Genomic DNA, 13,639 nt, shown 5'->3' on the forward strand with positions numbered 1-13,639 from the left:
GCTTCCTCCAGACCCCACCTCACGATGACGCCCTTGCCTCCGGCTCGGAGTTAGGACCGCCTCCTCCTCCAGGGGACTTCCACCCCCAAACAACCGCCCATGCTGGGCGCACAAACGGCGTGACCGCCCGGGCCCGACGCCCGGATGGTCACGCCGTTCGGCGCGCCGGCACTAGTCCTTGTCGAACTGGAGCAGGACCGTCACCGCGACCGCGACGCCGACCAGGAGTTCCAGCCCGGCGGTGAAAGCGTGGGTGTAGGCGGCGGGGGTGGTCGAGGAGCCGAGGGCGGAGTAGAAGACGATCCCGATCACCGCGACCCCGACGGCCCCGCCGACCTGCATCACCGTGGACACCACGCCCGAGGCGGCACCGGTGTGGTGCGGCGCGACCCGGGCCATCGCCCCGGCGGCCAGCGGGCCGATCGCCAGGCCCATGCCCGCGCCGTCGCCGACCAGGGCCGGGATCATCCACAGCAGGGAGCCGTGGCTGCCGGTCAGGTGGATGGTGACGATCAGGTCGACCAGGCTCAGCGCCATCAGCAGCGTCCCGGCGGCGGCGGTCTGCCGGCCCAGCCGCGCGGTGACCTTCTGCGCGACCATCGAGGTGAGCAGGTACCCGGCGCCGATCGGGGTGAAGATCAGGCCGGCGTGCAGGGCGTCCAGGCCCCGGCCGAGCTGCACGTAGAGGGCGAAGACCAGGAAGAACGAGCCCTGGCCCATCCAGAACACGATCTGCGCGATGATGCCGCGGCCGAAACCCTTGGTGCGGAACAGCGCGGGGTCGATCAGCGGCGACTTCTCAGCGGCGGCCAGCCGGCCCTGGTACCAGCCGAAGGCCCCGAACAGGACGAGGGCGGCGCCGAAGCTCAGCCAGGTCCACAGCGGCCAGCCCTGGCTCTGCCCCTGGATCAGCGGCAGCACGGTGGCCACCAGCGCGGCGCTGACCAGCGCGACCCCGGGCACGTCCAGCCGCGTCCGCCCCTCGGCCCGCGACTCGGGCAGCGCCCGCGGCACCAGCGTCAGCGCCACCGCGCCGACCGGCACGTTGATCAGGAAGCAGCTGCGCCATCCCAGCCCGGCGAAGTCCATGTCGATCAGCACCCCGCCGATCAGCTGCCCGAACACCGCGGCCAGACCCATAGCCAGGGCGTAGGCGGTGAAGGCGCGGACCCGCTTGGCACCCTCGAAGGCGGTCCCGATGATGGCCAGCGTCTGCGGACTCAGCAGCGCGGCACCGATCCCCTGCACCACCCGCGAGGCGATGAGCACGTTCGCCGTCGGCGCCATCCCGCAGGCGGCCGAAGCGGCGGTGAACAACGCCATGCCCAGCGCGTACATCCGCCGCCGCCCGAACATGTCCCCGAGGCGCCCGGCGGTGATGACCCCGGCGGCCACGGTCAGCCCGTACCCGGCGACGATCCACTGGATCGCGGCCGGCGAGGCGTGCAGATCGCGCTGCGTGGCCGGAATCGCGACGTTGACGATGAAGATGTCGAGGGTGGTCATGAAGACCCCCGCGAGCAGGACCAGGAGGGTCAGGTTCTGGGCCCGGGCACTGTCGCGCCCGGTGCGCTCCGCCGGCGCCTCGTGCGCCGAGCCGGCCGGTGTCGCCGGTGAAATCGGCGTCGCCTTCAAGATCTGTGTGGTGGTCATGGGCTCAACGATGGCCGCGCGGGGGTCATGGAGACGATTACCTGAGTGGTAATCGCGAGGTCATGGCCCCGCACCGCATCGTTGAGGCACAGGCCGCCGGGCAAGCCGGGGGCCGACAACGAAGGGCCCGATCATGACCGACATCACCAACCTCGTCAACGGCTACATCGCCGCCTGGAACGAGACCGACGCCGACGCCCGCGCCAAGAAGGTCGCGGAGGTCTTCGTCGAGGAGATCGAGTACACCGACCCGCTGGCCTCGGTGCACGGCCACGGCGAACTCAGTGCCCTGATCGGCGGAGCACAGGCCCAGTTCGCCGGGCTGAGCTTCCGCCTCGCCGGGGAGCCGGACGCGCACCACGACGTGGTCCGCTTCACCTGGGAGCTGGCGGCGGGCGACGACGAGGCGCTGGTGGTCGGCTTCGACGTGGCGCTCATCGCGCCGGACGGGCGGATCGGGGCGGTCGCCGGGTTCCTGGACAAAGTGCCCGCGATGTGAGTGCCGCGGACGCGGTGATCACGCGAGCACGCCGGAGGGCGGCGGTCAGGGGCTTCGGCTCCTGCCGCCGCCCTCGGCGCGTGGGTGCAGCGGGGGCGCGCAGGGGGGGCGAACTGCGGCGATAGCTCAACCCCTCTTGAGGGGCCTCTCCTGACGCCCCGTTCTCAGCGCTTCGTGCCCGGCGCCATCGCAGGGGCCTGGTTGCCGGTCGGGGTGGGGGCGCTCGGAGCCGGCGGATTGCTGCCCGGATTACTCCCCGGGTTCTGACCCGGGTTCTGGCTCGCCGTGCGCTTCGCCTGCGGCGTGGCCGCATCCACAGCCGCGCCGACGACCAGCGGCTGCGGGCGCGTGGCGCCGAGGTAGTCCGCGGCGCCGATCGGGTCGAAGCGGATCACCGCGCCGGTGTGCGGGGCGTCGATCATCACGCCGCCGCCGACGTAGATGCCGACGTGGTGGATGCTGCCCGGGTTGGACAGGTCGGTGGCGTAGAAGACCAGGTCGCCGGGCTGGAGCTGGTCGACGGGGACGTGCGGGCCGGTGTACCACTGCTCGGAGGCGGTGCGGGGCATGGTGATGCCGACCGAGGTGTAGGCGGCCTGGACCAGGCCGGAGCAGTCGAAGCGGCCGTCGGTGCCGTCGCCGCCCCACTCGTAGGGGGTGCCGAGGCGGTTGTAGGCGTAGGCGATCGCGCGCACGGCCATGTCGGACGGCGCCAGGGTCGGGTCGGGGGCGCGGAAGGCCTGCTCGAGCGCCTCGATGTTCTTCACGTAGTTCTGGGTCTCCGCGTACGGCGGGATGCCCTGGTACTGCTCGACCGCGCCGGGCCCGGCGTTGTAGCCGGCCAGCATGTTCGCCACGGCGTCACCGCCTATCCCCGAGAGCTGGTGGGAGATGGCGCAGTCGTAGCGTGCGGCGGCCGGGATCGCGTCGGCCGGATTGCGCGGATCCTGTTTGCCGTCGCCGTCTTGCGGTGAAGACCAGTTGGGCCAGGTTCCGGGCATGAACTGGGCGATCCCGATGGCACCGGCCGGGGAGACGATGGTCGGGTCGAAGCCCGACTCCTGATACAGCTGGGCGGCCAGCAGCGAGGGGGTCAGCGTCGGGCACATGTGCCCGTACTGGTTCATGAGTGCGGCATCGGCGGCCGGCACGGTACCGTCGGCGATCCGGCCAACGGTGCTCAGACTGGAGCTGCCGGAGGCCACGCTCATGGTCCCGACGACGATCGCGCCTACCAGAAGGAACGGGGTGGCCACCAGCGACGCGCCGACGACGACAGATGTCTTCATCAGAGCCCTTCCTCCCTTCAGTCGATCATCGGATCAACCGATAACCAAGGTGTGCCGCAGACTGATAGAGGAAAACGACACCATAGACAAGGTATCTGCCGTCCGCATCATCCTCGTAGACTGAGTTCCCTACGCTACCGGCAGCGACACCACCACATCGCGAGTACTACGAACACCATCGTTATAACCACAGGACTGGAGGCAGGCGGTCATCGTGTCTGCACTGCAAATTCTGCATGGCGCGGCGCACACCGTGGCCACGTTCCTCGCCGACCCCACCCCGACGCCGGCGCCCCCGGCGGGCAACGACATCAACACGATCATCGGCGGCATCGCCCCGAACTGGGGCCCGTTCGGCAAGGTGGGCAACGAGGCCCGGGTGATGATCGAGGTCATCATGGCCACCGCGATCATCATCTGCCTGGGCATCGCGGTCTGGGGCGCGGCCAAGCAGCGCATCGGCGCCACGGCGCTGCGCGACACCTTCTCCGCCGAGCAGGGCAAGGGCCTGATCGTGGCCGGCCTGACCGGTGTGTTCATCATCGGATCCCTCGGCACCCTGTTCACCATCGTCTACGGCATGGCGATCTGACACGGCATGGCGATCCGCCCGGCCCCCGCGGCCGGCCGGAAGAGGTGCCACCAGGCGCCGCCGGTCAAACCCGCACGAAGCCATCCGGGTATTTGTTAGGAACTGGTGGCCCGACACGACGACGATGTAACGCGACCGGGGCATCCGGGGTGGGGAGACTTGAACATGGTTATCGACGGCGGTAGCGGCGGTCCGGGCCGCACGGGCGACGGCGGCCCACGCCGCGGCCGGCCCGGACGCGCACCGCGCATCGAGCAGCCGCAAACCATCATCCGCCTCCCCAAAGACCCCTACGACGGCGAGTTCAAGGCCCCCCGAGCCCGCCGAGGCCGAGGCGTCCTGGCCCTGGCCGCAGTCGTCGTAGTCGTCGCGGCCGTGATCGCGATCAACAGCAGCAGACACAACACCGGCGCCGCCAGCCAGGGCGCCAGCACCGGCGTCGGCGGCGGGGTGCCCCCGGCGACCGCGACGGTGGGGCAGAGCGCTCCGGCGGGGGCGGCTTCGAGTCCTGCGTTCCCCAGCGGATCGATCGGGAGCGTGCTGGTCGGATATCCGAACTCGCAGGCGGGTGCGGAGTCGGCCGCGGCCAACTACGTTTCCGCTTTCGCCTCCGATGACATGGTCCATCCCGATTCGCGGCACAAGCTGATCCAGGCGATCGCCGACCCGGCCATAGAGCCTGCGCTGCAGCAATCGCTCGACACCGCATTCAATCGCACCTTGAGCGCGTACGGCCTGGACGCACAGGGCAACCCCCCTAAAGGACAAACGTTCGTTTACCGCAACGTGCCGATCGGGGTCAGCGTGCAGTCATACACCAACGCCAAAGCGGTCGTAGCGGTGTGGGACACCACCATCGACGGCATCGCGGGTCAGGGCTCGACCGAACCCATCACGCAGACGTGGAGCACCTCGACCCTCACGCTCACGTGGGTCAACAACGACTGGCGCCTCAACGACTTCTCCCAGAGCGACGGACCGACTCCGGTGTCGACCCAGCAGGGCTCGGTGCCCGCCGACATCCAAAAGGCCGTCCAGCAGTTCGCGAGGCTCCGTTATGCTCCTTGATCCTCAGGTGCTGCACGCCGCCCCCGCCGATCCCTGCGAGCTGCTGATCGGGGCCATGAAGACGGCCTGCGACAACACGCAGCACATGGTCAACGGCACCCCGACCGCCCCCGGTACCACCGGAGGCAACAGCGTCTCCCCCGCCGATACCCTCACCGACCCTCTCGGCTCCATCGCAAAGGGCTGTGCCGAAGCCGCGCAGTGGGTCATCAACAACCTCTCCGGCGCGATCACCAAGACCGCCACCGTCAACTTCACGAACATGGGCTTCCTGAAGCAGTACGCGATCGTCTTCGCCGCCTCGGCGATCCTGACCGTTCTGCTCTGGCTGCTGTCCGTCGTCAAGCGGGCGGTGCGGGGTGACTCCATCGTCACCGCCATAGGTGAGGCCACCGGTTTTCTGTGGATGGCGGTGCTGGCCTCCGCGTTCACGCCGGTGATCCTGGCTGGGATGGTCAAGATCACCGATAGTGTCTCCGATGCCATCGGCAATGGATCCACGGCTGATCGGAACGGGTTCCTCGCCGGCTTCTCCAAGGCTCTGGATCCCAACTCCGGGCTGGGTGGCGGCCCGATCATGCTGATCTTCGTCTCTGTGCTGTCGATGATCGCCGCCGCGCTGCTCTGGCTGGAGCTCATCATCCGCGCGGCGATGCTCTACGTGGGGGCCGCGTTGGCCACGGCCGTGTACGCCGGGTTCGTCGACAAGTCGATGTGGGGGCACATTCGGCGGTGGGTGGGGTTGATGATCTCCATCGACCTCATCAAACCCATCATTGTCATCGTCCTTTCGTTGGCCACGGCTGTGTCGTCGGGGCCTCAGGACTCGTTCAGCGCCGTGCTGTCCGGGCTGGCGATCATGATTCTGTCGATCTTCGCCTCCGGGCTGGTCTACCGGTTCGTGCCGGCGTTCGGGGACGAGATGCTGACGTTGCAGAAGGAGCGCGCGGCCAAGATCGGGAAGGCCGCGATCACCAGTGCTGCCTTCACTTCCCCGGCCGGGACCATGCGCAACGGTATGGCCACTCACGCCAATCGCATCAGCGGCGCCTTCGCCGGTGGCGGTGGGGGCGGCAACATGGGCGGTGCGGTCGCCGGGATGTCCGTGGGTGCCCTGGCCAGCGGGGCCGGTGCGGCGGCGGGGATCGCGGCGCACACCGGCAGGGCTCTGACCGTTCGCCCCGGCGCGGACGGCGGCCAGGGCGGCGGCGGAGGCGGCAATGCCGGTGGTGGCAACGCCGGAGGCGGCAGCGGCGGCTCGGCCACCTCCGCCTCCCGGCTGCAGGCGACCCCCGCCCCCGTCATCCCCAAGACCCCGCCGCCACCGCGCGGCGGTTCGTGACCGTTCGTGACGGTTCGTGACCAACCCCGGTCCGGGACCGGCGAGGGAGGCGAGGACGAGATGAGGCACACCGCGAGCGCACGCATCGGCGGGTTCGCGTCCTGCGATCCCGCCGCCCGCGTTTCCCGGGTAGCGTCGAGGACAGAACCCGGCCGCGCACCACGATCACCCGCTCCCCCGCTGGAAGGCACCGCCGTGAGCACCACGCCAAGCAGTGACGTCCGCCCCCAGGGGGCCCGGCCATGAGCACCACCCAGCAGGAGCCGCCGCAGTACCGGCGGGCCTATCTGCTCGGCAAGGCCAAGCCGAGCGCGCTGATCGGGCGGAACCGGGAGACCGGGGAGATCGGCGTCATCATCGTGTGCTGCGCGATCTCGCTGCTGTCCGGGTTCTTCGTGCCCACCACGTTCTTGAAGGTGCTGGGCATCCTCGCCGGGCCCGCGCTGGCGCTGATCGTCGTGTTCATGCCCTACAACGGCCGCACCATCTACAAGTGGTTCGAGATCAACCGCTCCTACAAGCGGCTGTTGCGCTCGCCGCAGGCCACCTGGCGGTCGCGTGCCATGGAGGCCGGGACGCGGATGGACGGCGGCGAGGTGGAGATCGGCCCTCCTCCGGGTGTCGGACGCCTGCGCTGGCTGCGCGCGCAGTTCGGCCCGGACGAGATCGCGGTCCTGATGCACCTCGACCGCCGCACCGTCACCGCGACGCTGGAGATCGAGGGCCCCGGTGTCGGCTCGCGGGACTCCGAGGACCAGGAGACGCTGGTCGACCGGTTCGGCACGCTGCTGCGGCACGTGGCCAACGGCGACGGTTTCGTCACCCGGCTGCAGATGCTCGCCCGCACACTGCCCGCAGACCCGGACGCGCACGCCAAGGACGTGGCCCGGCGGGGCGACGAGAACTCCCCGCGCTGGCTCCAGGAGTCCTACGAGCACCTGCTGTCGATGGTCTCGACCTCCTCCGAACAGCACCGGGCCTACCTGGTCGCCTGCATGCCCTACACCAAGGACCTGGCCTCCGAGGCCTACGTCATCGGACGCGGCGCCGTGGACGTGGGGCTGGGCATCATCATGGCGCGCGAGCTGGCCGACATCTGCGCCCGGCTGGCCGACGCCGACATCAAGGTGCGGCAGCCTCTGGGCCCGGTCGCGCTGTCCTCGCTGATCCACTCCATGTACGACCCCGACCACCCGATCGACCACCTGCACGCGATGTCGCGGCGCAACGCCTGGCCGGCCGAGTTGGACGCCACCCACCCGCAGTTCCTGCGGGCCAAGACCCGCGAGTCGGTCACCGCCGAGCCGTGGTGCCACGCCACCGCGTGGATCAAGGAGTGGCCGCTGACCCCGGTCGGCGTGAACTTCCTGGCCCCGCTGCTGGTGCACACCCCGGACGTGATCCGGACCGTCGCGGTGACGATGGACCTGGAGCCCACCGACGTGGCCATCGAGCGGATGCTCACCGAGAAGATCAACACCGACGCCGAGGCGTCCCGGCAGGCCAAGCTCGGCCGGGTCGACGACCCCCGCGAGCGGGCCCACGCCGGCCGGGTCGACCAGCGCGGCGAGGACCTGGCCTCCGGCGCGGCCGGGGTGAACCTGGTCGGCTACATCACGGTCTCCTCGCGCGGGCCGGACCCGCTGAACCGGGACAAGCGCACGATCCGGGCCTCGGCGGGCAAGTCCTTCCTCAAGCTGGAGTGGTGCGACCGCGAGCACCACAGGGCGTTCACCAACACCCTGCCGTTCGCGACCGGACTGAAGAAGTAAGGAGGCTGACACGCCATGGCTGGAAACTCCCTCCTGGACGGCCTGATCGAGGGCTTCGCCTCGCTGGTCTTCGGCAAGGTCGAGACCACTCGCCCGCCGGTGCGCACCTCCTCCTCGCAGGCGCAGGCGGTCTATCTGCCGACCGCCGCCCCGGGCCTGGGCGACAGCGGCGTCATCATCGGCCGCGAGGTGTACTCCGGCAAGGGCTACGTCTACGACCCCTTCCAGCTCTACGGCCAGCAGCTGCCGGCCCCGCACTGGCTGGTGCTCGGCGAGTCCGGCAACGGCAAGTCGGCGCTGGAGAAGACCTATGTGCTGCGCCAGCTGCGCTTCAAGGACCGCCAGGTGGTGGTCCTGGACGCGCAGGGCGAGGACGGCGTCGGCGAGTGGCACCTGCTCGCCGAATCGCTCGGCGTCACCCCGGTCCGCCTGGACCCGCACGGCGTGCGCGGCGACAGCATCCGGCTGAACCCGCTGGACCCGGCGATCACCTCCACCGGACAGCTGGCGCTGTTGCGGACCATAGTCGAGGTGGCCCAGGGCCGGCCGCTGGACGAGCGCGCCGGCTACGCGCTGAAGGCGGCGCACCTGCGGGTCGGCGAGGCGGCGCTGCAGTACGGCCGCCAGCCCATCCTCTCGGACGTGGTCGAGGCCCTGCGCACGCCGCTGACCAGCGCCGCCGAGGACATGAACGTGACCATAGAGGACGTGCAGGCCTGGGGCCTGGACGTGGCGCTGGTCCTGGACCGGCTGGTCGACGGCGACCTGGCGGGCATGTTCGACGGGCCCACCACCTCCGGCATCGACCTGGACTCCCCGCTGATCGTCTTCGACCTGTCGGCCATCGACCGCAACTCGATCGGCATGCCGATCCTGATGGCCATCGTCGGCGTCTGGCTGGAGCACACCTGGCTGCGCCCGGACCGGGTCAAGCGCATCCTGCTGGTCGAAGAGGCCTGGCACATCATCAACTCGCCCTTCGTGGCCCAGCTGTTCCAGCGGCTGCTGAAGTTCGGCCGCCGCCTGGGCCTGTCCTTCGTCGCGGTGGTCCACCACCTGTCCGACGTCGTGGACGGCGCCGCGGCCAAGGAGGCGGCGGCGATCCTGAAGATGGCCTCGACCCGCACGGTGTACATGCAGAAGGCCGACGAGGCCAGAACCACCGGCAAGGTCCTGGGCCTGCCCCGCTGGGCCGTGGAGATCATCCCCTCCCTGACCCCGGGCATCGCGGTCTGGGACGTCAACGGCGATGTGCAGGTGGTCAAGCACATCATCACCGAGCACGAACGCCCCCTGGTCTTCACCGACCGCGCCATGACCGAGAGCTCGGCGGACGCCGCGCTCACGGCCAGCGCCGCAGCGGCCGCGCTGACGGCCGGGACGGCCGAGGAGACGGCGGCACTGGAGGCGGCCGAAGCGGACCGCCTGGCGGCCCTTCCAGCGCCCGCAACGCCGGTGCGCGCGATCGCGGCGGGGAACCAGCAGCCCATGGACCGCCAGCGGCGGTGGGCGGTGGAGCCGATCGAGGCGGATGACGACGACGAGCTGACGGCGATCGCCGGGACGCTGTTCGGGAAGAAGGCGGAGCTGCCGTACCAGGCTGAGGCGCCGTACCAGGCGGAGACGCCCGAGGTCTGGGATCGCTAGCCGGTGATCGCGCTCCTGTCCGCACCGAGCAATCTGGGCCTGCGCCCGCCCGAGCCGACCAGCGTCCCGGGCACCGCCAAAGCCCCGGAAGCCTTGCGCGAAGCGGGATTGTTCGCCCGCTTCGCCGAGGCCGGAGCCCTCGACGCCGGCGTCGTGTTGGCCGGCCGCTACCTGGACGACGCGACGCCGGGACGGCTGCGCAATCAGGACGCGATCATCGAGCACGCCCGGCGGCTGGCCCGCCGCATCGCCGAGATCCGGTCCGAGGGCAGCTTCCCCCTGGTGATCGGCGGGGATTGCAGCCTGGTGGTCGGAGTGGGGCTCGCCCTGCGCCCGGCCGGCCGCTTCGCGCTCGTGCACCTCGACGGCCACACGGACTTCCGGAACCCCGGCAACTGCGAGTCCTGCGCGGCGCTGGCGGGCGAGGATCTGGCCGCGGCCGTCGGACGCCACTGGCCGGCGATCGCGGACATCGAAGGGCTCGGACCGTACTTCGCCCCGGCGGACACGGTGCACGCCGGATGCCGCGACGACGACGCCGAACTGGACGAGGTCCGCGCCGCCATCGGCCTCACGATAAGGGCCTCCGAGATCATCGCCGACGGCGCCGCGGCCACCGCCGACCGGATCCGCGACCGCGTCGACCGGCCCGGCATCGACGGCTACTGGCTGCACCTGGACGTGGACATCCTCGACGCGGCCGTGATGCCGGCGGTGGACAGCCCCGACACCGGCGGCCTGCACGCCGGCCAGCTGACCGAGCTGCTGGCCGCCCTCGCGCCGCGCGCGGTCGGCGCGCACGTCACCGTCTACGATCCCGATCTCGACCCGGACGGCCGGTACGCGCGGGTGCTGGTGGACGTCGTGACCGAGGGCCTGGGGCGCCTGGGGAGCGAGCTGTCCGGACAATCAGGAATCTGATCCGAGCGCCTTCTCGACGTCCGCGATCTCGGCCTCGATGTAGACGCTGTCCGCCAGCGTCCGGAATCCGAGCACCCGGTTGATCGAGGCCATGTGGTCCAGGTCGGCAGTCTGGGTCATCACCTGCCGGGCCGCGGGACGCTCGGCGACGAGCGTGCGCAACTGCGCCGCCTTTACAGCCAGCCCGAGACCGTGGCCGCGGTGCTCACGCCGTACCGCGGTGTCGAGCTGCTGCACGACGGTCGGCCGGGCGGCCCCGATCGTGACGATGGTGATGGCGGCGACCTCGCCGGTCGCCTCCTCGACGGCCACCACCGCACGGGATTCGCGACCGGCCTCGGCGTTGCGGGCCTCCTCCTCCCGCACCCGCGCCGGCGTCCACTGCGGTTCATCCCATCGGAGGTCACCGGAGACCGCGTCGTCCATCGCCTGCCGGGCGACAACGTAGGACGCGAGCAGGCTTTCGGGAGCGGTGTCGGTCCACGACTCAAGGCGGTATCCGTCGGGGACCGGAACGCTCCACAGCGTTTGGTCGACCTCGGCGAGGATGAGGATCTGCTGGACGTACCGCAGCGTAGGCCGAAAGCCCAAGCCGGCTCCCCAGAATTCGCCCGAGTCGTGGGAATCGGCGGATCCGATAACCCGGGTCCGGCCCTCGGCGCGCGCCGCCTCGATCAGTATTCGAAGAAAGTCGGTCGCGATGCCCCGGCGACGCCGATCGGGCCGGATGCGGATCTCGATAAGCGCGGTCTGTGTGTTCTCCCTCGCGGGCAGCTGAAGGAAACCGGCGGCTTCCTTCGTTCCCCCGTCGTCGCCGAACCACAACTGCGCGAAGTCGCCTTTGGTCGTTCCCGTGCGCAAGGCATATGCCAGCTCCGGCCCCGACCTCGACGGCCGCAGCGGTCGGTCCGCCGCGTCGAGTTCCGCCAAGAAGGCCGCGGCCTGCTCAAAGTCGCTGTCAGAGGCCTGAGTCTCGTCGAACCGCGTGAACTCCATCCATCCCTTATAGCGTGAAGTCCAGTAATCGCGCCGCCTCGTTTTCGCTCTGACAGGGCCACACGTCCCCGCAGGTGCAGAACACAGGCCCCGGTTCCCCGTCCAGACCCCGCACCTCCACCCTCTGATGCACCGCGAAAAGCACCCCCACCCAGTTGCGGTAATCCGGGGCGACGTGATCGTCAAGACTTGCGACACTCATGTATGTCCTCCAGTCTCCGCGCTGTCCGGCGACACCGTCTTCCGGACGCGGTGTCCAACGACGCCGCCCGGCGCGGGTGACGGGTGAATTCTGTGATGGGAGTTGCTGCATGAAGTACCGCGTCCTCGGGAGTGACGGTCCGCGGGTCTCCGCGCTCGGACTCGGCTGCATGGGCATGTCCGACTTTTACAGCGTCACCCCCGAGTCCGAAGCGGAGTCGATCTCGGTGTTGCACCGGGCGATCGACGATCTCGGGGTGACGCTATTGGACACCGCCGACATGTACGGGAAGGGCGCGAACGAGAAGCTGGTCGGGCGGGCGCTGACCGGCGGCCGGCGGGACGCGGTGGTGCTGGCGACGAAGTTCGGCATCCGGCGCGACCCGGAGACCGACGAGCGTTCGATCCGCAACGATCCCGAGTACATCCGGGCCGCCGTCGACGCTTCGCTGGCCCGCCTCGGTGTCGACCACATCGACCTCTACTACATGCACCGCCGCAACCCCGATGTCCCGGTCGAGGAGTCGGTCGGCGCGATGGCGGAGCTGGTGCGGGCGGGCAAGGTGCGCTTTCTGGGTCTGTCCGAGGTGAACGCCGAGACCCTGCGCGCCGCGCACGCGGTGCATCCGATCACCGCCCTGCAAAGCGAATACTCGTTGTTCACCCGCGACATCGAGGCCGAGGTGCTGCCCGCGGCCCGCGAACTCGGCATCGGGATCGTGCCCTACTCCCCGGTCGGGCGCGGGCTGCTGACCGGTGCCATCACCTCGACGGAAGGGCTGGCCGCCGACGACTTCCGGCGTTCCAACCCGCGCTTCGCCGACGGCAATCTGGAGGCGAACCTGAAGCTGGTCGCGGAGCTGCGCGCGGTCGCCGAGGAGACCGGCCACAGCCCGGTGCAGCTGGCGCTGGCATGGCTGCTGGCGCAAGGGCCGGACATCGTGCCGATCCCGGGCACCAAGCGGATCAAGTACCTGGACGAGAACTCGGCCGCGGCGGACATCGAGCTGAGCGCCGAGCAGCTGGCCCGGATCGAGGCCGCGGTGCCTCACGGGGCCGCGTCCGGGGAGCGCTACGCGCCTGATTCGGCGCGGCGGACCGAGCGCTAGACGATTGATTCCTGGGGGTACCGGCGGCGAAACGGTTGATCAGCGGCGCCTGGCCGCTGATCAACCGTTTCGCAAGACTGCTTGTCAGGTGCGGTGCTGCTTGCCGGAACCCCCAGGAATCAACCGTCTAGAAAGCGTTGGGGCGCCTGGCGAAAAGGACTCCGTCCACCGCCGATGACAGCCGGATAAGCCTTCGACAAACACGGCTCGCTGTGCCGTAAGGGCCTCTGAGGTACCTGAGGGTCATACCTAAGGTACCTCAGCGCCCAAGGACTGGCCTGTTGCCTCATGTGTAGGGGGCACCTCCCGCCGGAGACTAGTACACGTCACCGAAGTGGGAGTCATCGAGAGGCTGGAACCGGAACCATGAACAACACCGTCTTCACTCTGGAGATCGCCAACGCCCGCCGCACCGAGCTGATCGAGCAGGCGCGCCGCCACGGACTGGCCAAGCGCGCCCGCAGGACGCGGGACATAAGCCCGGACAAGGTACATACCGTGCACGCCGGATCACGTTCCGGTGAAAGGTCGATGACCTGACCGGGACCCC

11 protein-coding genes and 1 pseudogene are annotated in these 13,639 nt (G+C 69.9%); 9 read left to right on the forward strand and 3 right to left on the reverse strand.

Annotation, left to right across the window (positions count from 1 at the left end; genetic code table 11):
• Positions 1–171 precede the first annotated feature (171 nt).
• Entirely contained in the window at positions 172–1,653 is a 1,482-nt protein-coding gene (locus ABIA35_RS19625) for an MFS transporter (protein ID WP_370358830.1), read from the reverse strand.
• Between the two features lie 133 nt (positions 1,654–1,786).
• On the opposite strand from ABIA35_RS19625, the gene ABIA35_RS19630 reads away from it, so the two are divergent.
• On the forward strand, positions 1,787–2,152 hold the full coding sequence (locus ABIA35_RS19630; protein WP_370335667.1) for a nuclear transport factor 2 family protein: 366 nt from the start codon (positions 1,787–1,789) through the stop codon (positions 2,150–2,152).
• 164 nt (positions 2,153–2,316) lie between these two features.
• Here the strand turns inward: ABIA35_RS19630 and ABIA35_RS19635 are convergent, their stop codons facing one another.
• Positions 2,317–3,441, reverse strand: coding sequence for an NlpC/P60 family protein (locus tag ABIA35_RS19635; RefSeq protein WP_370335669.1), 1,125 nt, complete (start codon positions 3,439–3,441; stop codon positions 2,317–2,319).
• 253 nt (positions 3,442–3,694) lie between these two features.
• On the opposite strand from ABIA35_RS19635, the gene ABIA35_RS19640 reads away from it, so the two are divergent.
• The 6 genes and pseudogenes from ABIA35_RS19640 (at position 3,695) to ABIA35_RS19665 (ending at position 10,783) form a co-directional block, all read left to right on the forward strand.
• A complete protein-coding gene (locus ABIA35_RS19640; RefSeq protein ID WP_370336462.1) occupies positions 3,695–4,033 on the forward strand; it encodes a hypothetical protein in 339 nt (112 codons plus the stop codon).
• 165 nt (positions 4,034–4,198) lie between these two features.
• Positions 4,199–5,101, forward strand: coding sequence for a hypothetical protein (locus ABIA35_RS19645; protein ID WP_370335671.1), 903 nt, complete (start codon positions 4,199–4,201; stop codon positions 5,099–5,101).
• Complete coding sequence (locus ABIA35_RS19650) at positions 5,091–6,443, forward strand: hypothetical protein (RefSeq protein ID WP_370358831.1); 1,353 nt, start codon at positions 5,091–5,093, stop codon at positions 6,441–6,443. Before ABIA35_RS19645 ends, ABIA35_RS19650 begins: the two co-directional genes overlap by 11 nt.
• A 242-nt stretch (positions 6,444–6,685) precedes the next feature.
• Positions 6,686–8,215, forward strand: a complete 1,530-nt coding sequence (locus tag ABIA35_RS19655; protein WP_370358833.1) for an SCO6880 family protein — start codon at positions 6,686–6,688, stop codon at positions 8,213–8,215.
• Between the two features lie 15 nt (positions 8,216–8,230).
• Positions 8,231–9,616, forward strand: a pseudogene (locus ABIA35_RS19660) (ATP-binding protein); the annotation flags it as partial.
• A 249-nt stretch (positions 9,617–9,865) separates the two neighbouring features.
• Positions 9,866–10,783: an arginase family protein gene (locus ABIA35_RS19665; RefSeq protein WP_370358834.1), complete on the forward strand. Its 918-nt coding sequence runs from the start codon at positions 9,866–9,868 to the stop codon at positions 10,781–10,783.
• Here ABIA35_RS19665 and ABIA35_RS19670 read toward each other — a convergent pair.
• On the reverse strand, positions 10,772–11,713 hold the full coding sequence (locus ABIA35_RS19670; RefSeq protein ID WP_370358835.1) for a GNAT family N-acetyltransferase: 942 nt from the start codon (positions 11,711–11,713) through the stop codon (positions 10,772–10,774). The genes ABIA35_RS19665 and ABIA35_RS19670 overlap by 12 nt on opposite strands.
• Before the next feature lie 377 nt (positions 11,714–12,090).
• Here ABIA35_RS19670 and ABIA35_RS19675 point away from each other — a divergent pair, with 377 nt between their 5' ends.
• Together ABIA35_RS19675 and ABIA35_RS19680 are read left to right on the forward strand one after the other, a co-directional pair.
• Positions 12,091–13,089 carry an aldo/keto reductase gene (locus tag ABIA35_RS19675; protein ID WP_370358836.1) on the forward strand — a complete coding sequence of 333 codons (999 nt, stop codon included), beginning with the start codon at positions 12,091–12,093 and terminating at the stop codon, positions 13,087–13,089.
• Positions 13,090–13,455: 366 nt separating this feature from the next.
• Complete coding sequence (locus tag ABIA35_RS19680) at positions 13,456–13,629, forward strand: hypothetical protein (RefSeq protein ID WP_370335683.1); 174 nt, start codon at positions 13,456–13,458, stop codon at positions 13,627–13,629.
• Positions 13,630–13,639 lie beyond the last annotated feature (10 nt).

It is taken from the genome of Catenulispora sp. MAP12-49 (assembly GCF_041262705.1).
GTDB lineage: Bacteria > Actinomycetota > Actinomycetes > Streptomycetales > Catenulisporaceae > Catenulispora.